The sequence below is a fragment of the Luteimonas mephitis DSM 12574 genome (assembly GCF_000422305.1).
GTDB lineage: Bacteria > Pseudomonadota > Gammaproteobacteria > Xanthomonadales > Xanthomonadaceae > Luteimonas > Luteimonas mephitis.
Genome location: NZ_AULN01000019.1, coordinates 45971 through 66518, shown reverse-complemented (window position 1 = coordinate 66518; position 20548 = coordinate 45971). Strand labels below are relative to the sequence as shown.

Here is a 20548-nt window from a genome sequence, read left to right as displayed (position 1 = left end):
TTCCGCGGATGAACGCGGACAGGGCGAAACCGGTATGGAACGCGTTATCCATGTCCATCCAGAAAAATGCGCTGCAGAACAGCTTTCCCCTTCGACAAGTGATACGACCAGACCCATGACGACAATCGCCAAGATCCACGCCCGTGAAATCCTCGACTCCCGTGGCAACCCCACGCTCGAAGCCGAAGTCACGCTCGCCGATGGCAGCTTCGGCCGCGCGATGGTGCCGTCCGGCGCCTCCACCGGCTCGAAGGAGGCGGTGGAGCTGCGCGACGGCGACCGGACCCGCTATCTCGGCAAGGGCGTGCTCAAGGCGGTCGCCAACGTCAACGAGACCATCGCGCAGGCGCTGCAGGGCTTCGACGCCGCCGACCAGGCCGGGCTCGACAAGCGCCTGATCGACCTCGACGGTACCGAGAACAAGGGACGCCTGGGCGCGAACGCGCTGCTGGGCGTCTCGCTCGCAAACGCACACGCGGTGGCCGCATCGAAGAAGCTGCCGCTGTGGAAACTGCTCGCCGGCGACCGCGCGCCGATGCTGCCGGTGCCGATGATGAACATCATCAACGGCGGCGCGCACGCCGACAACAACGTCGACCTGCAGGAGTTCATGGTGCTGCCGGTGGGCTTCGCGTCGTTCTCCGAGGCGCTGCGTGCCGGCACCGAGATCTTCCACGCGCTCAAATCCGTGCTCAAGGGCCACGGCCTGAGCACGGCAGTGGGCGACGAAGGCGGCTTCGCGCCCGACCTGCGCAGCAACGTCGAAGCGCTCGACACGATCCTCGAAGCGATCGGCAAGGCCGGTTACCACGCCGGCGAGGACGTGCTGCTTGGCCTGGACGTGGCCTCCACCGAGTTCCACGACAACGGCAAGTACCACCTCGTCGGCGAGGGCAAGCGCCTGACCAGTGAACAGTTCGTCGACTTCCTCGCCAACTGGTGCAACGAGTACCCGATCGTCACCATCGAAGACGGCATGTCCGAGGACGACTGGGACGGCTGGAAGCTGCTGACCGGGCGCCTGGGCAACAAGGTGCAGCTGGTCGGCGACGACCTGTTCGTCACCAACCCGCGCATCTTCAGGGACGGCATCGAGCGCGGCGTGGGCAACGCGATCCTCATCAAGGTCAACCAGATCGGCACGCTGACTGAAACCCTGGAAGCCATCGCGATGGCCGACGCGGCGAACTACGCCGCGGTGATCTCGCATCGTTCCGGCGAGACCGAGGACACCACCATCGCCGACATCTCGGTGGCCACCACCGCGACCCAGATCAAGACCGGCTCGCTGTGCCGCAGCGACCGCGTGGCCAAGTACAACCAGCTGCTGCGCATCGAGCAGGCGCTGGGCGCGGACGCCCGTTACGCCGGCCGCGATGCATTCGTGTCGCTGAAGCGCTGACGGCCCCGCCGATGCGCGTGCTGCGGATCACGGCGCTGGTACTGCTCGCGCTGCTGGCGTGGCTGCAATACCGCCTGTGGTTCGGGCACGGCGGCGCCGGCGACGTGCGCGCGCTGTCGCACCAGGTCGAGCAGCAGGAGCGCGACAACGGTGGCCTGCAGCAGCGCAATGACGCGCTTGCCGCCGAGGTGGCCGAGCTCAAGAGCGCCGACGGCGGCGCCGCGGTCGAGGAGCGTGCGCGCAGCGAGCTGGGCATGATCAAGCCAGGCGAGACGTTCTACCGCGTGATCGACAGGCAGCCGGCGCCGGGCCAGGGCGACGCGACGACGGAAGACAACCCATGACGCCGGACCAGCTCCGCGGCGGGCTCTGGGCGGTCGTGCCCGCCGCCGGGCGCGGCGCGCGCTTCGGCGGCGACGTGCCGAAGCAATATCTCGAAGTTGCCGGCGAGCTGCTGCTCGCGCACACGCTGCGTGCGCTGCTGGCGCACCCGAAGGTGCACGGCGCGGTGGTGGTGCTGGCCGAAGGCGACGTGCGCTGGCCGGGCTGGCGGGAGTTCGAAGGCAAGCCGTTGCGTACCTGCGCCGGCGGCGATGCGCGCGCCGATTCGGTGCTGGCCGGCCTTGCCGCGCTGCCGGACAGCGTGCGCGCGGACGACTTCGTGCTGGTGCACGACGCCGCGCGCCCGAACCTGCCGGCGGCCGATCTCGACCAGCTGCTCGAACGCGGCCGCAACGACCCGGTCGGCGCGATCCTCGCAGCGCCGGTGCGCGACACCCTCAAACGCTCCGGCGACGACGGCGGGATCGACCGCACCGAGCCGCGCGAACGGCTGTGGCGCGCGTTGACGCCGCAGCTGTTCCGTCGCCTGCAGCTCACCCGTGCACTGGAATCTGCGCGCGCCGCCGGCGTCGACGTCACCGATGAATCGATGGCGATCGAGCGGCAGGGGCAGCGTCCGCTGCTGGTCGAAGGCAGCGACGACAACTTCAAGATCACCACGCCTGCCGACCTGGCGCGATTCGAGTTCGCGCTGTCGCGCAGGTCGTGACCGGAACGATGGTTCGGGAACCCGGCGTGCGCACCGACGATCGCATCGTCAATCGTGGCGACATTTTCTGGATCGCACCCGACGAACCGCGGGGCGCGGTCCCGGCGATCGCGCATCCGCACGTGATCGTCCAGGACGACGTGTTCAACCACTCGCGGATCGACACGGTCGTCGCGTGCGCCCTGAGCACCAACCTCGATCGCGTCTCCGAGCCCGGAGTGGTGCTGCTGGAAGAAGGAGAGGGCGGATTGCCGCGGCGCAGCGTGGTGATCGCGTCCCGGGTGTCCAGCGTCCACCGGCACGCGCTTGGCGACTACCTCGGCACGCTCGCCGGGTCGCGGGTCGACCAGATCGTCGCCGCGCTGCGCTTCCTCCAGGCGTCCTTCCATCGCTGAGATGGCGCGCGGGTGCGCGCGCGCAGGCACAATACCGCCATGAACATCAGGATCGGCCAGGGTTACGACGTCCACGCCTTCGGCGACGGCGACCACGTCATGCTCGGCGGCGTCCGCGTGCCGCATGATCGCGGCGTGCTGGCGCACAGCGACGGCGACGTGGTGCTGCACGCGCTGTGCGATGCCATGCTCGGCGCGCTGGCCCTGGGCGACATCGGACGCCACTTCCCGCCGTCCGACCCGCGCTGGAAGGGTGCCGACAGCCGCGCGTTCGTGCGCCATTGCGACGCACTGCTGCGCGAACGCGGCTGGAAGCTCGTCAACGCCGATGTCACCGTGATCTGCGAGCGTCCGAAAGTCGGCCCGCATGCGGGTGCGATGCGCGCGCTGATCGCGCAGGACACGGGTGTCGACATCGACGCGATCAGCGTCAAGGCCACCACCAGCGAGTCGCTCGGCTTCATCGGCCGCGGCGAAGGCATCGCCGCGCAGGCGGTGTGCCTGCTGGTGCGCGACGAGACGTAGGTTGGATTCGCTTCGAAACACGTTGCCTGGCCTAGGTCGCCGGGCGCGTATCCGTTTCGACTTTGGCCTTGGCTTTCGCTCTTGCCCTTGTTCCTGCTTTCCCCGGGGCCACTCCGAAGCGGCGGAGCCGGCGGGTAAAACCCGCAGGGCGCCGCACATGGATACGCGACGCTTTTCGCAAACGCTTTCCAAGGGAAGCCGCAGGCCGAACGCCTGTTCGACCAAGCCACATTGTTGCCAGCACCAGCGCCCGAAATTCCCATGATTGAAACAACACTCCCCACCGCACACGGCACACCCGCGCTGTCGGCAGCGATCCGCACAACCCCGGACGACTTCTTTGTCGAAGAGATCGACGCCTTCCTCCCCAGCGGCCAAGGCGAACACCTGCTGCTGACCGTCGAGAAGCGCGGCATGAACACTGCCTTCGCCGCGAAGCTGATCGCGCAGTGGGCCGGCGTTGCCGAAATGGCAGTCGGTTACGCAGGCCTGAAGGACCGCCACGCTGTCACCCGCCAGCGCTTCAGCGTGCAACTGCCCGGACGACCACTGCCCGACTTGGAGCCGCTGCAGGCCCCGGGACTGCGCGTGCTCGGCCACGCCTGGCACGCGAAGAAACTGCCGCGCGGCGCGCTGGCAGGCAACCGCTTCCGGCTGGTGCTGCGTGAAGTGCACGGCGAGCGCGACGCGATCGCGACCCGCCTGCAGGCCATCGCCGACGCCGGCGTGCCCAACTATTTCGGCGAGCAGCGCTTCGGCCGCGACGGCGCCAACCTCGGCAATGCGCTGGCGATGTTCGCCGGCCAGCGCGTCGCCCGTGCGCAGCGCACTTACCTGCTGTCGGCCGCGCGCTCGGAACTGTTCAACCAGGTGCTGGCCGCGCGCGTCCGCGACGGTTCCTGGAACCGGGGCCTGGACGGGGAGGTCTGGGCGCTCGATGGCAGCCGCAGCGTGTTCGGGCCCGAGCCGTGGAGCGAGGCGCTGGCCGAGCGAATTGAGCGCTTCGACATCCATCCCAGCGCGCCGCTCTGGGGTCGGGGCGACCTGCGCAGCGCCGGCGCCGCGTGGCAGGTGGAGGAAGCCGCACTCGCCGGCGACACCGCGATGGCGCTGCGCCTCGGGCTGGAATCGGCCGGCCTGCGCCAGGAACGGCGCGCGACGCGCCTGCGGCCCGGCACCGTGGCCTGGACGTGGCAGGGCGACGACGCTCTGGTGGTCGAGTTCACCCTGCCGCCCGGCGCCTATGCCACCACGGTGCTGGCGGAACTGGGTGCCATGCACGATTTGCAAGGCGGCCAGCGACCGTTCGTCGGAAACGCATGACCGGCACTGGCCGGCGAAAACGGCCGGCGTAGAGTCGAAATCGACGCAAGGCATGGGGCCCTGCGTCGGGCAGGCAGGAGAATCGCCATGAAAGCCATTCCCGGTATTGCTGTCGTGTCCCTGCTGTTGGTCGGTCTGGCCGGTTGCACCAGCGCCGGAACGAAGTCCGCCCATGTTGCGCCCGCCGCCGTCAACGGCACCGCGACCACCGAGATGCGTACCCGTCCCGACGACGCTTACATCGCGGAAGTCGAGTGGATCGCCCGCCAGCGCGGTGTCCGCGTGCATTGGGTGAATCCGCCGGAGAAGCGCGTATCGATCGTGTCCCGCTGAAGCGGACGCGCGCGGCGCTTCAGCGCTTCGCGAGCAGGACGAGCACCGCGCCGCCGCCGCCTTGCGCGGCCGGCGCGGAATGGAACGCCAGCACGTCGGCGCGCTGGCGCAGGAGCCGGTCGACGAGGTTCTTCAGCGGCGGGATGCGGCTGTCCGAATGCAGCCCCTTGCCGTGGATGATGCGAACGCAGGCGACGCCCGCGTCGCGCGCCGCTTTCAGGAATCCCCGCAGCAGCAATTCGGCCTGGGCCAGGTCGGCGTGGTGCAGGTCGAGTTCTTCCTGCGCGGCGTAGTCGCCGCGCGCCAGTCGCTGCAGCACGCGCGGCGGCACCTCGTCGCGGCGGTAGCGCAGCGCATCGCCGGTTTCCAGCAGGCCGGCATCCAGGATCCGGTGGAATTCGCTGCGCGCGTCGGCCTCGTCGCGCCGGGCCATGCGCGGCACCGGCCGCGGCTTCGGCGCCGCGGGCGGCAGCGGGGCCGGCGGCAGTTCGCGCACCGGTCCGATCGCGCTGCGGAACAGCGCGGCATCGTCCTCTGGAGGCCCGTCCCCGGGCGGATCGCGGCGTGTGGTCATGGGCCAAGCCTAGCGCGGTGCCGGCAACGCCGCATCGCCCGGCGGGCGGCCGTGCGCATCCGCTATCATGTCGTGCAACGACACTGCGACGGGGCACGGAAGAAAGGTTCATGCGGGTACTTGTGAGCAACGACGACGGTGTGGATGCGCCCGGCATCCGGATCCTGGCCCAGGGGCTGCGCAATGCCGGTCACGAAGTGCTGATCGTCGCCCCGGACCGCGACCGCTCCGGCGCCAGCAACTCCCTCACGCTCGACGCGCCGGTGCGCGTGGTGCAGCAGGAAGCGACGGTCTGGCGCGTCTATGGCACGCCCACCGACTGCGTGCACGTCGCCATCACCGGGATGCTCGAGGACGAGCCGGACATCGTCGTGTCCGGGATCAACAACACCGCCAACCTCGGCGACGACGTCATCTATTCCGGCACCGTCGCCGCGGCGATGGAGGGGCGCTTCCTCGGCCTGCCCGCGGTGGCGATGTCGCTGGCCACCGCCGACCACCACGGCAAGCATTACGAGACCGCCGCGCGCGCCGCGGTGGAGATCGTTGCGCGGCTGGCCGCCGATCCGCTGCCTGCCGACACCATCCTCAACGTCAACGTGCCCGACCTGCCGTGGGAAGAGGTGGCCGGCTTCGAGGTCGTGCGGCTGGGCAACCGCCATCGCGCCGAGCCCTGCATCCCGCAGCAGGACCCGCGCGGGCGGGACTGGTGGTGGATCGGCCCGGCCGGCGCCGAACACGACTGCGGCCCGGGCACCGATTTCCACGCCGTGCGCACCGGGCACATCTCGATCACCCCCATCAACGTCGACCTGACCCGCTACCAGGCGCTGGAACAGGTCGCCAGCTGGGTAGACGGCCTGGCCGCCGAACTGCGCGAGGACGCGGCATGACCGCGCGCATGCGCCTGCATCCCGAGGCGATCGGCATGGGCATGACCTCGCAGCGGGTGCGCGACCGCCTGATCGAACGCCTGCGTGAGAACGGCATCGTCGACGAACGCGTGCTCAACGCCATCCGCACCGTGCCGCGGCACCTGTTCATCGACGAGGCGCTGGCCACCCGAGCGTACGAGGACACCGCGCTGCCGATCGGACACGGCCAGACCATTTCGCAGCCGTGGGTGGTGGCGAAGATGACCGAGGCGCTGTTCGCCAACGGCGCGCAGCCGGCGCGGGTGCTGGAGGTCGGCACCGGTTCCGGCTACCAGGCCGCGATCCTGGCCGCGCTGGGGCTGGAAGTGCACACGGTCGAACGCATCGGCGAACTGCTGCGTACCGCGCGCAAGCGCTTCCGCGCGCTGGGCTTCAACATCCGCAGCAAGCATGACGACGGTCGCATCGGCTGGCCGGAGAACGGGCCGTTCGACGGCATCGTCGTCACCGCCGCCGCGCCGGCGCTGGTCGATGCGCTGGCGACGCAGCTCGCGCCAGGCGGCACGCTGGTGGCACCGGTTGGCGGCAGCTGCGCGCAGTCGCTGATGTGCCTGCGCAAGGACGCCGACGGCGTGATCAGCCAGGCCAACCTCGCCCCGGTGGTGTTCGTGCCGCTGCTCTCCGGCCTGGTCGACTGAATGTCGGGGCGACGGCACGCGCGCCGGCGGCCGCAACAATCATGGAGCGCGGCATGAACGCACGGCACCAGGCCAACGAGTACGACGGTGCCTCGCTCGGCGAGCAGCTCGCCACGATCATCGCCGCGCTGCCCGAGGACCACCTGACGCTGGGCGAGCTGCTCGATGTCTTCGGCGACGAGGGATTGCTGCTGCTGACGATGCTGCTGACGCTGGTGTTCCTGATCCCGGTGTCGATCCCCGGCGTCAGCACCGTGTTCGGCGCGGCCATCCTGCTGGTTGGCATCAGCCGCCTGATCGGGCGACCGCTGTGGCTGCCCGCGCGGCTGCGCGTGAAGGCACTGCCGGCCGCCAGGTTGCGTCCGGGGCTGACCGGCGGCCTGGCCTGGGTGCGGCGGCTGGAGCGGATCAGCCGGCCGCATCGGCTGCGCGTGCTGGTCAACGGCCGCGTGCAGAACCTGTTCAACAACCTGGCGTTCATCCTGGCTGCGCTGCTGCTGATGGCACCGTTCGGCTTCGTGCCGTTCAGCAACACGCTGCCGGCGCTGGCACTGCTGTTCCTGGCGGCCGGGATGATCCAGCGCGACGGCGTCGCGGTGCTGCTGGGCTACCTGGCCAACGTGGGCACGATCATCTACTTCGGTATCCTGATCGGCGGCGGCGGTGTCGCAGCGCACGAGTTGCTGCAGCGACTGGCCGGTTGAGCGTTTCGTTCGCCGGGCCGTGATGCATCCGCCGCCGTTGGCCCGAGCCCGAGGACCCGCAAGACGCATGACCACGACGAACCGATCCGGCAAGACTTCGACCCGTCTCCTCGCCGCAAGCCTGGCCGCACTGGCGCTGCTCGCACTGGCGGCCTGCTCCAGCACCGTGGTGCGCGAGGGCGGGTCCCGCGCATCGACACCGAAGTACGGCGCCACCACCGTGGTCAAGCGCGGCGACAACCTGTACCGGATCGCGACCAACAACGGCCTCAGCACGCTGGACCTTGCAACCTGGAACAACATTGCGCCGCCGTACACCATCTACCCGGGGCAGCGGCTGCGGCTGTACCCGAGCGACGGGCGCCGCACCGCCTCGACGACGACACCGCGCCCGCAGGCCGGTTCGTCGACGCGGCCGAACAGCACCACCACCCGTCCGGCGTCGACCACGCCGACGCCACCGCGCTCGACCGCCATCGCCAGCCCGTTCGCCTGGCGATGGCCCACCGAAGGCCAGCTGGTGGGCACATACGCCGCCGGCAACCCGACCCGGCAGGGCATCGACATCGCCGGAGCCGGCGGCCAGCCAGTGCGCGCGGCCGCCGATGGCGTGGTGGTGTATTCGGGCTCAGGCCTGGTTGGCTATGGCGAACTGGTCATCGTCAAGCACAGCGAAGAATGGCTCTCGGCCTACGGCCACAACCGCGCCCGGCTGGTCAACGAAGGCCAGGTGGTCAAGGCCGGGCAGCAGATCGCAGAGATGGGCCGCAGCGGCGCGGCGCGCGACATGCTGCACTTCGAGATCCGCCACGACGGCAAGCCGGTGGATCCGCTGGGCTACCTGCCCAAGCGCTAGGCAATCGTGCCGCTCAGGCGCGCAGCACGAATCCCGCCACCACCCGCCGGCCCTCGCTGGCCAGCACGTTGAACGTGCGCGCGGCGGCGGCGTTGATCATGGTTTCCAGCCCGATGCCGCGCGACAGGCATGCCGCCATCGTGGCCGGGGGCGGGAAGGCCTGGGCCGCGCCGCCGCCGAGCAGGATCAGCTCCGGTTCGAGTTCGAGCAGCGACTGCAGGTCGCCGGGCGCCAGCGCGGTGACGTCGGTGACCGGCCAGTTCTCGATGAGCGTGCGCGGGGAAATGATGAAGCTGCGTTCCAGCTTGCGCTCGTTGACCAGCGCGGAAGCGCCGTCGGCGCCGCGCAGGAAGAAATCGTAATCGGGGCGTTCGAGGGTCAGTTGCATGGGGATCGCGATTCGGGACTGGATTCGCAGTGTGCAATGCCGGGCGTTCTACGCCGCCAGGGTTCAGGGAATCGTCACGGGAGCGTGAATGAATCGCAAAGGGCCGAACCGTTCGCGCGAATCCCAGATCCCTAATCGCGGGCCCTTGGCAGCACGATCCGCCGCTGCTCCTCGCTGGGCCGGTACAGGATCGCGACGTGGCCGATCCGCTGCACCAGCGCCGCATCGCTGCGCTCGGCGAGGCTGGCGATGATCGCGTCGCGGGCCTCGCGGTCGGTGGCGGCGATCTTCACCTTGATCAACTCGTGGTGCTCCAGCGCCGCGGCGACTTCGGCCACCACCGCGTCGGTCACGCCCTTGCCGCCGACCTGCAGCATCGCCTTGAGGTCGTGCGCCTGCCCGCGCAGGAAACGGTTCTGGGCCGCGGTCAGGACGATTGGCATGCACTGGATCAGGTGGGGAACAGGTGCGCAGGGTATCATGGCGGCCCGCAACGCCCTGATTTCCGGGCACTTCCCCGGACCAGGAATCCCCTCGCATGGCCACCCGCAGCAAGAGCAGCCAGCGCTGGCTGAAGGAGCATTTCTCCGACCCCTACGTCAAGAAGGCGCAGGCCGAGGGGCTGCGCTCGCGCGCGGCCTACAAGCTCGAGGAACTGGTCGAGCGCGACCGCCTGCTCAAGCCCGGCATGGTGGTCGTGGACCTGGGCGCCGCGCCCGGGGGCTGGTCGCAGTGGGTCCGGCAGGCGCTGGGCAGTCTCGACCAGGCCAACCCGGGCCGGGTGGTCGCGCTGGACATCCTGGAGATGCCGCCGCTGGCGGGGGTGGAGTTCCTTCATGGGGATTTCAGGGAGGATGACGTCCTGGCGAGGCTTGAAGCCACGCTGCAGGGTGCCCCGGTCGACCTTGTACTGTCCGACATGGCCCCCAATAAGAGTGGTGTGGATGCCGTCGACCTGCCGCGGGCGATGCACCTGGCGGAGCTGGCGATGGATTTCGCCGACCACCACCTGCGTCCCGGCGGCACGCTGCTGATCAAGCTGTTCCAGGGCGTGGGGTTCGACGAATACGTGCGGGAGCTGCGGCGGCGCTATGCCAAGGTGGTGATCCGCAAGCCGGCGGCCTCGCGCAAGCGTTCGCCGGAAGTCTATGCGCTGGCGCAGGGTCGGCTGGCACAAATCAAGTAAGGTGGCGGCGTTGCCGCGGAGCAGAACCGAATGAGTGACCTGGTCAAGAATCTGATGCTTTGGGTGGTCGTCGCCGTCGTGCTGATGGTGGTGTTCCAGAGTTTCAGCCCGAAAGCCGCAGGCAGCGACGACATCATCTACTCGCAGTTCATCACCGACGTCCGCAACGACCGGATCAAGGAAGTGGACATCGCCAGCGACGAGCGCGCGATCAAGTTCACCCGCTCCGACGGCAGCAAGGGCGTAACCACTGCGCCGCGCCGCGATGAGCGCCTGATCGACGACCTGCTCAAGCACGACGTCGCGATCAAGCAGGCCCCGCCGGAGTCGGGCGTGACGATCTGGGCGCTGCTGATCAACTTCCTGCCGGTGCTGCTGATCATCGGCTTCTGGTTCTTCATGATGCGGCAGATGCAGCAGGGCGGCAGCAAGGGCGCGATGTCCTTCGGCCGCTCGCGCGCCAAGCTGCTCAACGAGGACCAGACCAAGGTCACCTTTGCCGACGTCGCCGGCTGCGACGAGGCCAAGGAGGAGGTGTCCGAACTGGTCGAATTCCTGCGCGACCCGACCCGCTTCCAGAAGCTCGGCGGCAAGATCCCGCGCGGCGTGCTGATGGTCGGCCCGCCCGGCACCGGCAAGACGCTGCTGGCCAAGGCCATCGCCGGCGAGGCCAAGGTGCCGTTCTTCTCGATTTCCGGTTCCGACTTCGTCGAGATGTTCGTCGGCGTCGGCGCCAGCCGTGTGCGCGACATGTTCGAACAGGGCAAGAAGCACGCGCCGTGCATCATCTTCATCGACGAGATCGACGCGGTGGGCCGCCATCGCGGCGCCGGCCTGGGCGGCGGCCACGACGAGCGCGAGCAGACGCTCAACCAGCTGCTGGTCGAGATGGACGGTTTCGAGGGCGGCGAGGGCGTGATCGTGGTGGCGGCGACCAACCGTCCCGACGTGCTCGATCCCGCGCTGCTGCGCCCCGGTCGCTTCGACCGCCAGGTCGTGGTCGGCCTGCCGGACGTCAAGGGCCGCGAGCAGATCCTGAAGGTGCACATGCGCAAGGTGCCGCTGGCCGACAACGTCGAGCCGATGATCGTTGCCCGCGGCACGCCCGGCTTCTCCGGCGCGGACCTGGCCAACCTGGTCAACGAGGCGGCGCTGTTCGCCGCGCGCGAGAACGCGAAGGAAGTCCGCATGGACCACTTCGACAAGGCGCGCGACAAGATCATGATGGGCGCCGAGCGCCGCTCGATGGCGATGAGCGAGGACGAGAAGACGCTGACCGCCTACCACGAGGCCGGCCACGCCATCGTCGGCCGCCTGGTGCCCGAGCATGACCCGGTCTACAAGGTCACCATCATTCCGCGCGGCCGCGCGCTGGGCGTGACCATGTACCTGCCCGAGGGCGACAAGTACAGCTACAACCGCACCGCGATCGAGTCGCAGCTGTGCTCGCTGTATGGCGGCCGCGTTGCCGAGGAGCTGATCTTCGGCGAGGACAAGGTCACCACCGGCGCGTCCAACGACATCGAGCGGGCAACCAAGATGGCGCGCAACATGGTCACGAAGTGGGGCCTGTCGGACGAACTGGGGCCGATCGCTTACGGCGAGGAGGACGACGAGGTGTTCCTGGGCCGTTCGGTCACCCAGCACAAGAGCGTGTCCGACGACACCGCGCGGCGCATCGACGAAGTCGTGCGCGGGATCCTCGACAAGGCCTACGGCCGGACCACGAAAATCCTCACCGAGAACATCGACAAGCTGCACGCGATGGCCAAGCTGCTGCTCGAGTACGAGACCATCGACGTGCCGCAGATCGACGCGATCATGGAAGACCGGGATCCACCGCCGCCGATGGGCTGGAGCCAGGGCGGTCCGGCCAAGGACGTGCCCAAGACGATCACGATCGGCGGGCCCGCGGCGCAGACCTGACGGGAGGTTTCCCGCTCATCCCTTGCTTGTCCCTTCCCCTTCGAGGGGAAGGCCGGGATGAGGATGGTGCTTGATCCGGCGCTTGAAAAGTCGCCACCGACCGGCCCGGCCCAGCGCGCCGTGCGTTCGGAGGGTTCGTGCGGCAGTACCGCGCCTGCAGGTCGCGCGCACCCTTGAAGGGTAGTGCTTTGTTGGAATCACGGTGCCCGCGAGGGGCACGCCATGATCTAAGCCGCCCTGGCGCGGGCGCGTCGGCACGGCAGGTTGCACGGCTCCTGGCCCGCACGCGGAACTGATCGCACGGCTGTGGCCTTCGCACCGGACTTTCAGCGTTCGGGGGAAAGGAGCATGCTGCCGCCGTCACGGCATGGCATGCCTGATGCCTGGGGGCGCCGGAAGACCAAGCGGTTCCTTGGGGAGCTGGCGCGCCGCAACGTGTGGCGTGCAGGCCTGCTTTACGTCGGCGCGACGTGGGCGCTGGCCCAGGGCATCGCCCAGCTGGCGCCCGCGCTCGGGTTGCCGGAGGTGGCGACGCGCTGGTTCATGGTCGCAGCCGCCATAGGCTTTCCATTCTGGATTGCGTTCGCCTGGTTCTACGAATTCACGCCCGCCGGCCTGAAGCGCGAGGGTGAGGTCGTGCCCGGCGAATCCATCGCGCGCACGACCGGGCGCAAGCTCGATTTCGCGATCATCGGCGTGCTCGCGGTCGCCGTCGTGCTGCTGCTGACCGATCGCGTCGTGCATCCGCGCGGTGCGAACGCGACACACGCGAGGTCGATCGCGGTGCTGCCGTTCGAGAACCTGAGCGACGACAAGGGCGGCGAGTACTTCGTGGCCGGGATGCAGGGCGAGATCCTGACCCGGCTGGCGAATTTCGGCGGCCTCAAGGTGGTGTCGCGCACGTCCACGGAGAAGTATCGCTCGCACGCCGAGAACCTGCGTGAGGTCGGCCGCGAGCTGGGCGTGACCGCCATCGTCGAGGGCAGCGTGCAGCGCGCCGGTGACAAGGTGCGGATCGCCGTCCAGCTGATCGATGCCGGCAGCGACACCCACCTGTGGGCGCAAAGCTACGACCGCGAAATGCGCGACGTGTTTGCCGTGCAGAGCGACGTGGCGGGCAAGATTGCATCGGCGCTGCAGCTGAAACTGCAGCCCGACGAGGCACTGGCACTGGCGCCGACCAACGATCCGGCGGCGTACGACCTGTTCCTGCGCGCCGAGTACCTGGCCAACCGCGGCTCCGCGGACTATGACACGGCGGTCCTGAAGCAGTCGCTGGTGCCTTACCGGCAGGCGATCGCACGCGATCCATCCTTCGCGCTCGCGCTGGCGCGGCTGTCGATCGTGCAAAGCACGCTGGTCTGGTTCGGGGCGCCGGGAATCGATATCCGTGCATTCACCGCGGAGGCGCATGCGAACGCCGAGCGCGCGATGGCCCTGCGCCCGAAGCTGGCCGACGCGTTCATCGCCCTGGGTTACAGCGACTATTACGGCCGCAAGGACTACGACGCGGCGCTGGCCTCGTTCGCGACCGCCCAGCGCCTGCGTCCCAGCGACGCCGGCGCGATGGCGGCCGCCGGCTACGTGTACCGGCGGCAGGGGCGTCTCGTCGACGCCATCCGCAAGCTGGAAGAGGCGCTCGAGCACGACCCGCGAAACACCGTCATTGCATCCAACCTGGCGAACATGTACATGGCGGTGCGGCGCTATGGCGATGCCGAGGATGCGACCCGGCGCGCGCTGGCGATCGACCCGGACAACGCCACGGCGCAGCTGTACCTGGCCTACTCGATTGCGTACCGGACCGGCGATCCGGCGCGCGTGTTGGCGGTGCTCCGTGGAAACCACCCGAGCGTGCAACTGATGCGGGTGGAACTCCTGAGAATGCTGCGTCGCTATCCCCAGGCGCTCGCCGTGCTGGAGCCAATCCCGGATACGCCGGACAACTTCGGTGGACAAGCCGGTGCGAGCAAGGCGTCATACCTCGGCACCCTGTACGAGGCCATGGGCGACACCGCGCGTGCGCGCCAGTCCTACGCGCGGGCCGAAGTCGAAACGCGCGCGGGCCTCGCCAGGGCCGAGGCTGCAGGCGACCGCACGACGCTGGTGATCGAGATGCAGAACATGGTGGACGTCGAGCTTGGCCTGGGGCGAATCGATGCGGCCGTTCGACTGGCGGATCGCACGCAAAGCTTGATCGAAGGCCTCGGCGATGAGTACTTGAACCTTCTCCTGAGTGGCGTCAACGCCACCCTCTACGCCCGTGCGGGGCGCGCCGACCAGGCGGTGCGGCTGCTCGACCGCGTTCTGGGCTCGCCGAACGGCGGCTGGGCCTACGCGCCGGCATTGCTGTCGGTCGAGCCCAGCTGGGACGCGATCCGCAAGGACCCGCGCTTCATCGCACTGCAGCAGAAGTATCCCGCAGCCAGCGTGGAAGATCGCGAGGCTGGAAAGCGCGGCGGGGCCGAGGGGTCGCGGTGACGGCGCTGCATCCGGCGTTTCGATATTTGGTGACGCTGGATCACGTGGCGCGATGAAGGGTCATCGATGCTGCATCATCGCAGCGCTGCACCGCTCGCATCGCAGGCGTGCATGCTGGCACTCGATGTCGCGGTACCTGGAAGCCGGAGTGCCTAGCGACGCGACTTCCGGCGTGGAATAGAATCGGCCCATGTTCGATACCGCCCCACAGCTTGACTGCGCCGGCCGAATCCTGCGACTCGACATGCCGCGGGTGATGGGCATCGTCAATGTCACCCCGGACTCGTTTTCCGACGGCGGTGAGCACGCCACGATCGAAGCCGCCGTGGGGCACGGACTGGCGCTGGCAGGGGAGGGCGCGGATGTCCTCGACATCGGCGGCGAATCGACCCGCCCCGGCGCCGCCGACGTCTCCCTCGACGAGGAACTGCACCGCATCATCCCGGTGATCGAGCGGCTGGCGAAGGAAACCGCGCTGCCGATCAGCGTCGACACGTCCAAGCCCGAAGTGATGCGTGCGGCGGTCGCCGCGGGCGCCGGCATGGTCAACGACGTGTACGCGCTGCGCCGCGAAGGCGCGCTCGATGCCGCCGCGGAGCTGGGCGTACCGGTGGTGCTGATGCACATGCTGGGCGAACCGCGTTCGATGCAGGATGACCCGCGCTACGACGACGTGGTCGCCGAAGTGCACCGGTTCCTCGCCGAGCGGATCTTCTCCGCGGAGATGGCGGGCATCGCGAAGAAGAACATCGTTGTCGATCCCGGTTTCGGCTTCGGCAAGAACCGCGACCACAACCTGGCGCTGCTTGCGCAACTGCAGCGTTTCACCGAGCTTGGCGTGCCGGTGCTGGCGGGGCTGTCGCGCAAGAAGACCATCGGCGAGCTGACCGGCCGCGAAGTTGCGCGCGACCGCATCCACGGTTCGATCGCCGCGCACCTGATCGCCGCCCAGCGCGGCGCGATGCTGCTGCGCGTGCACGACGTGGCGGCCACGGTGGATGCGCTGAAAGTGTGGAACGCGGTCGCTGCGGTACCGATGCCGCGCGTCGATGCCAGGCCGGCGATCCGCTGGCCGGACGACGACTGACCCCGGGGCAATCCCCGAGCAGGCATGCCGCGGACGAAACGGGGCAGGGCGGCGGTGCGGTAAGCTCCCGCGCTGGGAAATCCACCGGACGCACGCATGACCGCCAGCACGCCGCTGCTCGTCACCTTCGCCGCCTACCTGCTGCTGATGGTCGGCATCGGCTTCGCCGCGTGGCGCTCGACGCGCAGCTTCGACGACTACATCCTCGGCGGGCGCTCGCTGGGCAGTTACGTCACCGCGCTGTCGGCCGGCGCTTCGGACATGAGCGGCTGGCTGTTGCTGGGCCTGCCCGGCGCGCTGTACGCCAGCGGCCTGTCGGAGGCGTGGATCGCGATCGGGCTGACCATTGGCGCGTGGTGCAACTGGAAGTTCGTCGCCGGGCCGCTGCGCGTGTACACCGAACGCACCCACAACGCGCTGACCCTGCCGGACTACTTCACCCACCGCTTCGCCGACGGCAGCCGGCTGCTGCGGATCCTGTCGGCGCTGGTGATCCTGGTGTTCTTCGCGGTGTACTGCGCCAGCGGCATCGTCGCCGGCGCGCGCCTGTTCGAGAGCGTGTTCGGGCTGCCCTACGCGCAGGCCCTGTGGTGGGGCGCGGCGGCGACCATCACCTACACCCTGATCGGCGGTTTCCTCGCGGTGAGCTGGACCGACACCGTGCAGGCGACGCTGATGATCTTCGCGCTGCTGCTCACGCCGGTGTTCGTGCTGATCGGCAGCGGCGGCTTGCAGGAAACGCGGGTGCTGATCGAACAGGTCGACCCGGCGCGCCTGCAGTGGGTGGGCGCCGGCGGCCTGGTCGCGGTGGTTTCGGCACTGGCCTGGGGACTGGGCTATTTCGGCCAGCCGCACATCCTGGCGCGGTTCATGGCCGCCGACAGCCTGCAGACGATCCCCAGGGCCAGGCGCATCGGCATGACCTGGATGATCGCGTGCCTGCTCGGCTCGGTGACGGTGGGGCTGTTCGGCATCGCCTACTTCGCGGGGCATCCGGGGCCGGCCGCGGACATGGTGCGCGACAACCCCGAGCGCGTGTTCATCGCGCTGGCCGAGGTGCTGTTCAATCCGTGGGTGGCGGGCATCCTGCTGTCGGCGATCCTCGCGGCGATCATGAGCACGCTGTCGTGCCAGCTGCTGGTGTGCTCGAGCGCGCTCACCGAGGATTTCTACCGCGGCTTCGTGCGCCCGCGTGCCAGCCAGCGCGAACTGGTCTGGTTCGGCCGGGCGATGGTGCTGGCGGTGGCGCTGCTGGCGATCTGGATCGCGCGCGACCCGGACAGCCGCGTACTCGGCCTGGTCAGCTACGCCTGGGCCGGGTTCGGCGCGGCATTCGGCCCGATCGTGCTGGTCTCGCTGTCGTGGAAGCGGATGACCCGCAACGGCGCGCTGGCCGGCATGGTGGTGGGCGCGGTGACCGTGATCGCTTGGAAGCACACCGGCAGCGCGCTGTACGAAATCGTGCCGGGCTTCATCGCCGGGACCGTGGCGATCGTCGTGGTCAGCCTGTTGGGGCGCGCGCCGTCGCCGGCGGTGCAGGCCACCCACGATGCCGTGCGCGCCGAGCTGCAGCTGCACGGGCACTGATTCCCCCATGGCCGGGTGTCGTCGTGAAGTCGGGCGCCGGTGCCAGCATCGCGATGGTCGCCGCCGCGCCTTCGACTCCCCGCAATGACCGTTGATCGCCGCCCACCCGCCATCGCCCTGATGGGGCCCACCGCCTCGGGCAAGAGCGCGCTGGCGCTGGAGTGGGCGCAGCGGCTGGACGGCGAGATCGTCAGCGTCGACTCGGCGCTGGTCTATCGCGGGCTCGACATTGGTGCTGCCAAGCCGACAGCTGAAGAGCGCGCGGCCGTGCCGCACCACGTGATCGACCTGCGCGATCCATGGCAAACCTATTCGGCGGCCGAGTTCGCCAGCGACGCGCGCGCCGCCATCGACGGCATCCTCGCGCGCGGGCGGCTGCCGATCCTGGCCGGCGGCACCGGGCTGTACTTCCGCGCGCTGCTGAAGGGACTGTCGCCGATGCCGGAGGCCGATCCCGCCATGCGCGCGGTGATCGAAGTCGAAGCGCGCGAGCGCGGCTGGCCGGCGCTGCATGCCGAACTGGCGCGCGTCGATCCCGCCGCGGCGGCGCGCATCCACGCCACCGACGCGCAGCGCATCCAGCGCGCGCTGGAAGTCTTCCGGCGCAGCGGCCGGCCGATCAGCCAGTGGCAGCGCGAATCGCCGCCCGGCCCGCGACTGCCGTGCCGGGTGCTGGAACTGGTCATTGCGCCCGGCGACCGCGCCGTCCTGCATGCCCGCATCGCCGCGCGCCTGGACGCGATGCTGGCCGCGGGCTTCCTCGACGAAGTGCGGCAACTGCGGGCGCTGCCGGAGCTGCGCGCGCATCCGGCGCCGCTGGAACTGCCGGCGATCCGCGCCGTCGGCTATCGACAGGCCTGGGAACACTTCGACGGCGCCACGTCGGCAGCGGAATTCCGCGATCGCGCCGTATACGCTACCCGCCAGCTGGCCAAGCGCCAGCTGACCTGGCTGCGCGGCGAACTGGGCGCGCGCTGGTTCGACCCGGCCGCCGATCGCGCCCGGCTGTACGACGCGCTGGCGCTGTTCCTGGGGCAGCCTCGCCACGGATGAACCCGTGAGGGCACGGATAAGGCCGTGCGGGGCACTGCAACGGAAGGCAGTTGCCTGATCCGCGCCTTTCCGCGTTCATCCGTCGCAAAAAGCACCTCGCTCCCGCGAACCGGGTCACAAACCCCGTCCCCACAACCCTGAACTGTCGTATAACATCGGCCCTGTCGCCGCCGTGGGGAACGGGTCGGGCGAAGCGGGCGCAAGCCAGAACAACAATAACCAAGCTGGGGAAACACATGTCCAAGGGACAATCTCTGCAGGATCCTTTCCTGAACGCGCTGCGGCGCGAGCGCGTGCCGGTGTCGATCTACCTGGTCAACGGCATCAAGCTGCAGGGCACCGTCGAGTCGTTCGACCAGTTCGTGGTGCTGCTGCGCAATACCGTCAGCCAGATGGTCTACAAGCACGCCATTTCCACCGTGGTGCCGGCGCGCAACGTGCGCGTGGGGCCGGGCGGCGGCCACGTCCAGTCGGCCGACGGCGGCGGCGACCACGACGAAGAAGGCAGCGACGAAGCCGAATAGGCTTGCGTCCGCGGGTCGGCGCCGCCATATCCCCGGCCTGACCCGACCATGGGCACACGATGCCGACCACCCTGTTTGAACGTTCCCGCAAGGGCGAGCACGCCCTGCTGATCCAGCCCCACGCCGGCGGGCCGGCCGATGAGGGCGCGCTGGAGGAATTCGCCGACCTCGCGCGTTCTGCCGGGGCCACCGTGGCCACCATCGTCAACGCCCGCATCGATCGTCCCAACCCGGCCACCCTGATCGGCAGCGGCAAGCTCGACGAGGTCAAGGCCGCGGCCGAGGCCAGCGGCGCCGACCTGGTGCTGGTCAACCACCCGCTCACGCCCGGCCAGGAACGCAACCTGGAGAAGGCGCTGCAGCGGCGCGTGGTCGACCGCACCGGGCTGATCCTCGACATCTTTTCCCAGCGCGCGCACAGCGCCGAGGGCAAGCTGCAGGTCGAACTCGCCCAGCTGCGCCACATGGCCACGCGCCTGGTCCGCGGCTGGACCCACCTGGAGCGCCAGCGCGGCGGCTCGATCGGCCTGCGCGGCCCGGGTGAAACCCAGCTCGAAACCGACCGGCGGCTGCTGCAGAAGCGCGTCGAGCAGCTGCAGAAGCGGCTCGACAAGGTGGAAGTGCAGCGCACCCAGATGCGCCGCGCGCGCGTGCGCCGGGAAGTGCCGCGCATCGCCCTGGTCGGCTACACCAACGCCGGCAAGTCGACCCTGTTCAACGCCCTGACCGGCGCCGATGCCTACGCCGCCGACCAGCTGTTCGCCACGCTCGATCCCACCGTGCGCCGCATCGCGCTGCCGGGCGGGCACGCGGCGATCGCGGACACGGTCGGCTTCGTCCGCGACCTGCCGCACGAGCTGGTCGCCGCGTTCCGCTCCACCCTGAGCGAGGCGCGCGACGCCGACCTGCTGCTGCACGTCATCGACGCCGCCGATCCATTGCGCCAGGAGCGCATCGCCCAGGTCGATGCGGTGCTGGCCGAGGTCGGTGCCGGCGAGATCCCGCAGCTGCTGGTCTACAACAAGATCGACAAGGTCGGCGAAACCGCGCACCTGGACGATGGCGACGCGGAGGCAACGGACGGCGGCGACCCGTCGCCCGCATCCGGACCACGGCGGGCGCCGCAGCCGCGCCACGACCGTCCCGGCGGCGACCAGCCCGATGCCGCGGTCCGCGAGCGTGTCTGGGTTTCCGCGCGCGACGGGCTTGGCCTTGACCTGCTGCGCACCGCGGTGGCCGGCCGGCTCGGCCTGCGCCGCATCGTCGCGCAACTGCGCCTGCCGACCTCGGCCGGCCGCCTGCGCTCGCAGCTGCACGCACTCGATGCCATCCGTGGCGAAACACATGACGAACACGGCTGGACCCTGGCCGTCGACCTGCCCGCCGCCGAAGCCATCCGCCTGGCGGCCGGCGCCGACGGCGCGCCGCTGCGCGACCAGCTTGCCCTCGAAAACCCTGCCTGATCCCGTAGGAGCGGCCCATGGCCGCGAGCTTTGCCGGATCGATTGCAGTGACGAGATCTCACGGCCATGGGCCGCTCCTACCGGCAATACCCGGCTGCAGGCCCTTGCTTCCGGGCG

The 20548-nt window shown here is 69.5% G+C and carries 22 protein-coding genes; 19 read left to right on the top strand and 3 right to left on the bottom strand.

Features of this window, described 5'->3' with window-relative positions:
• Positions 1-115: 115 nt before the first annotated feature.
• The 7 genes from eno to H570_RS0109225 all read left to right on the top strand — a co-directional run bounded on the left by eno (position 116) and on the right by H570_RS0109225 (position 5029).
• A complete protein-coding gene (eno, locus tag H570_RS0109255) occupies positions 116-1402 on the top strand; it encodes a phosphopyruvate hydratase (RefSeq protein WP_027080493.1) in 1287 nt (428 codons plus the stop codon).
• An 11-nt stretch (positions 1403-1413) separates the two neighbouring features.
• A complete protein-coding gene (gene ftsB / locus H570_RS0109250) occupies positions 1414-1746 on the top strand; it encodes a cell division protein FtsB (protein ID WP_027080492.1) in 333 nt (110 codons plus the stop codon).
• Positions 1743-2453 (top strand): 2-C-methyl-D-erythritol 4-phosphate cytidylyltransferase, encoded by a 711-nt coding sequence (gene ispD / locus H570_RS0109245; RefSeq protein WP_027080491.1) that lies wholly within the window; start codon positions 1743-1745, stop codon positions 2451-2453. Before ftsB ends, ispD begins: the two co-directional genes overlap by 4 nt.
• Before the next feature lie 26 nt (positions 2454-2479).
• Entirely contained in the window at positions 2480-2848 is a 369-nt protein-coding gene (locus tag H570_RS0109240; protein WP_027080490.1) for a type II toxin-antitoxin system PemK/MazF family toxin, read from the top strand.
• A 39-nt stretch (positions 2849-2887) separates the two neighbouring features.
• Complete coding sequence (gene ispF, locus H570_RS0109235) at positions 2888-3373, top strand: 2-C-methyl-D-erythritol 2,4-cyclodiphosphate synthase (protein WP_027080489.1); 486 nt, start codon at positions 2888-2890, stop codon at positions 3371-3373.
• A 261-nt stretch (positions 3374-3634) separates the two neighbouring features.
• Entirely contained in the window at positions 3635-4696 is a 1062-nt protein-coding gene (gene truD, locus H570_RS0109230) for a tRNA pseudouridine(13) synthase TruD (protein ID WP_027080488.1), read from the top strand.
• Between the two features lie 87 nt (positions 4697-4783).
• Positions 4784-5029: a hypothetical protein gene (locus H570_RS0109225; protein WP_156899920.1), complete on the top strand. Its 246-nt coding sequence runs from the start codon at positions 4784-4786 to the stop codon at positions 5027-5029.
• A gap of 19 nt (positions 5030-5048) precedes the next feature.
• Here the strand turns inward: H570_RS0109225 and H570_RS0109220 are convergent, their stop codons facing one another.
• Positions 5049-5603, bottom strand: a complete 555-nt coding sequence (locus tag H570_RS0109220) for a Smr/MutS family protein (protein ID WP_051176261.1) — start codon at positions 5601-5603, stop codon at positions 5049-5051.
• Positions 5604-5713: 110 nt separating this feature from the next.
• On the opposite strand from H570_RS0109220, the gene surE reads away from it, so the two are divergent.
• The 4 genes from surE (at position 5714) to H570_RS0109200 (ending at position 8736) form a co-directional block, all read left to right on the top strand.
• A complete protein-coding gene (surE, locus tag H570_RS0109215) occupies positions 5714-6496 on the top strand; it encodes a 5'/3'-nucleotidase SurE (protein WP_027080485.1) in 783 nt (260 codons plus the stop codon).
• Positions 6493-7176, top strand: a complete 684-nt coding sequence (locus H570_RS0109210; RefSeq protein ID WP_027080484.1) for a protein-L-isoaspartate(D-aspartate) O-methyltransferase — start codon at positions 6493-6495, stop codon at positions 7174-7176. Before surE ends, H570_RS0109210 begins: the two co-directional genes overlap by 4 nt.
• Before the next feature lie 53 nt (positions 7177-7229).
• A complete protein-coding gene (locus tag H570_RS0109205) occupies positions 7230-7880 on the top strand; it encodes an exopolysaccharide biosynthesis protein (RefSeq protein ID WP_027080483.1) in 651 nt (216 codons plus the stop codon).
• A 67-nt stretch (positions 7881-7947) separates the two neighbouring features.
• A complete protein-coding gene (locus H570_RS0109200) occupies positions 7948-8736 on the top strand; it encodes a peptidoglycan DD-metalloendopeptidase family protein (protein WP_027080482.1) in 789 nt (262 codons plus the stop codon).
• A 13-nt stretch (positions 8737-8749) separates the two neighbouring features.
• Here H570_RS0109200 and H570_RS0109195 read toward each other — a convergent pair whose 3' ends face one another.
• Both H570_RS0109195 and yhbY read right to left on the bottom strand, forming a co-directional pair.
• Positions 8750-9124, bottom strand: coding sequence for an Mth938-like domain-containing protein (locus tag H570_RS0109195; RefSeq protein WP_027080481.1), 375 nt, complete (start codon positions 9122-9124; stop codon positions 8750-8752).
• 131 nt (positions 9125-9255) lie between these two features.
• On the bottom strand, positions 9256-9567 hold the full coding sequence (yhbY, locus tag H570_RS0109190; RefSeq protein WP_027080480.1) for a ribosome assembly RNA-binding protein YhbY: 312 nt from the start codon (positions 9565-9567) through the stop codon (positions 9256-9258).
• A gap of 95 nt (positions 9568-9662) precedes the next feature.
• On the opposite strand from yhbY, the gene rlmE reads away from it, so the two are divergent.
• From rlmE to hflX, 8 genes are all read left to right on the top strand, one after another.
• Positions 9663-10310 (top strand): 23S rRNA (uridine(2552)-2'-O)-methyltransferase RlmE, encoded by a 648-nt coding sequence (gene rlmE / locus H570_RS0109185; RefSeq protein WP_027080479.1) that lies wholly within the window; start codon positions 9663-9665, stop codon positions 10308-10310.
• Between the two features lie 30 nt (positions 10311-10340).
• Positions 10341-12236 (top strand): ATP-dependent zinc metalloprotease FtsH, encoded by a 1896-nt coding sequence (gene ftsH / locus H570_RS0109180; RefSeq protein WP_027080478.1) that lies wholly within the window; start codon positions 10341-10343, stop codon positions 12234-12236.
• Between the two features lie 372 nt (positions 12237-12608).
• Complete coding sequence (locus H570_RS0109175) at positions 12609-14717, top strand: tetratricopeptide repeat protein (protein ID WP_027080477.1); 2109 nt, start codon at positions 12609-12611, stop codon at positions 14715-14717.
• A gap of 190 nt (positions 14718-14907) precedes the next feature.
• Positions 14908-15804, top strand: coding sequence for a dihydropteroate synthase (gene folP / locus H570_RS0109170; protein ID WP_027080476.1), 897 nt, complete (start codon positions 14908-14910; stop codon positions 15802-15804).
• Positions 15805-15900: 96 nt separating this feature from the next.
• Positions 15901-17391, top strand: a complete 1491-nt coding sequence (gene putP / locus H570_RS0109165) for a sodium/proline symporter PutP (protein WP_027080475.1) — start codon at positions 15901-15903, stop codon at positions 17389-17391.
• A gap of 84 nt (positions 17392-17475) precedes the next feature.
• Complete coding sequence (gene miaA, locus H570_RS0109160; protein WP_027080474.1) at positions 17476-18444, top strand: tRNA (adenosine(37)-N6)-dimethylallyltransferase MiaA; 969 nt, start codon at positions 17476-17478, stop codon at positions 18442-18444.
• Between the two features lie 236 nt (positions 18445-18680).
• Positions 18681-18968: an RNA chaperone Hfq gene (gene hfq, locus H570_RS0109155; RefSeq protein ID WP_027080473.1), complete on the top strand. Its 288-nt coding sequence runs from the start codon at positions 18681-18683 to the stop codon at positions 18966-18968.
• Between the two features lie 71 nt (positions 18969-19039).
• Positions 19040-20431, top strand: coding sequence for a GTPase HflX (hflX, locus tag H570_RS0109150; RefSeq protein WP_027080472.1), 1392 nt, complete (start codon positions 19040-19042; stop codon positions 20429-20431).
• Positions 20432-20548 lie beyond the last annotated feature (117 nt).

What these genes read in the sequence shown, in the direction of transcription:
- H570_RS0109205 (WP_027080483.1), top strand. Translation starts at nt 7,230, where the DNA reads ATGAACGCACGGCACCAGGCCAACGAGTACGACGGTGCCTCGCTCGGC.
- H570_RS0109200 (WP_027080482.1), top strand. Translation starts at nt 7,948, where the DNA reads ATGACCACGACGAACCGATCCGGCAAGACTTCGACCCGTCTCCTCGCC.
- ispF (WP_027080489.1), top strand. Translation starts at nt 2,888, where the DNA reads ATGAACATCAGGATCGGCCAGGGTTACGACGTCCACGCCTTCGGCGAC.
- ftsH (WP_027080478.1), top strand. Translation starts at nt 10,341, where the DNA reads ATGAGTGACCTGGTCAAGAATCTGATGCTTTGGGTGGTCGTCGCCGTC.
- eno (WP_027080493.1), top strand. Translation starts at nt 116, where the DNA reads ATGACGACAATCGCCAAGATCCACGCCCGTGAAATCCTCGACTCCCGT.
- truD (WP_027080488.1), top strand. Translation starts at nt 3,635, where the DNA reads ATGATTGAAACAACACTCCCCACCGCACACGGCACACCCGCGCTGTCG.
- putP (WP_027080475.1), top strand. Translation starts at nt 15,901, where the DNA reads ATGACCGCCAGCACGCCGCTGCTCGTCACCTTCGCCGCCTACCTGCTG.
- ispD (WP_027080491.1), top strand. Translation starts at nt 1,743, where the DNA reads ATGACGCCGGACCAGCTCCGCGGCGGGCTCTGGGCGGTCGTGCCCGCC.
- folP (WP_027080476.1), top strand. Translation starts at nt 14,908, where the DNA reads ATGTTCGATACCGCCCCACAGCTTGACTGCGCCGGCCGAATCCTGCGA.
- H570_RS0109195 (WP_027080481.1), bottom strand. Translation starts at nt 9,124, where the DNA reads ATGCAACTGACCCTCGAACGCCCCGATTACGATTTCTTCCTGCGCGGC.
- surE (WP_027080485.1), top strand. Translation starts at nt 5,714, where the DNA reads ATGCGGGTACTTGTGAGCAACGACGACGGTGTGGATGCGCCCGGCATC.
- hfq (WP_027080473.1), top strand. Translation starts at nt 18,681, where the DNA reads ATGTCCAAGGGACAATCTCTGCAGGATCCTTTCCTGAACGCGCTGCGG.
- rlmE (WP_027080479.1), top strand. Translation starts at nt 9,663, where the DNA reads ATGGCCACCCGCAGCAAGAGCAGCCAGCGCTGGCTGAAGGAGCATTTC.
- H570_RS0109210 (WP_027080484.1), top strand. Translation starts at nt 6,493, where the DNA reads ATGACCGCGCGCATGCGCCTGCATCCCGAGGCGATCGGCATGGGCATG.
- H570_RS0109220 (WP_051176261.1), bottom strand. Translation starts at nt 5,603, where the DNA reads ATGACCACACGCCGCGATCCGCCCGGGGACGGGCCTCCAGAGGACGAT.
- H570_RS0109175 (WP_027080477.1), top strand. Translation starts at nt 12,609, where the DNA reads ATGCCTGATGCCTGGGGGCGCCGGAAGACCAAGCGGTTCCTTGGGGAG.
- H570_RS0109225 (WP_156899920.1), top strand. Translation starts at nt 4,784, where the DNA reads ATGAAAGCCATTCCCGGTATTGCTGTCGTGTCCCTGCTGTTGGTCGGT.
- miaA (WP_027080474.1), top strand. Translation starts at nt 17,476, where the DNA reads ATGACCGTTGATCGCCGCCCACCCGCCATCGCCCTGATGGGGCCCACC.
- yhbY (WP_027080480.1), bottom strand. Translation starts at nt 9,567, where the DNA reads ATGCCAATCGTCCTGACCGCGGCCCAGAACCGTTTCCTGCGCGGGCAG.
- ftsB (WP_027080492.1), top strand. Translation starts at nt 1,414, where the DNA reads ATGCGCGTGCTGCGGATCACGGCGCTGGTACTGCTCGCGCTGCTGGCG.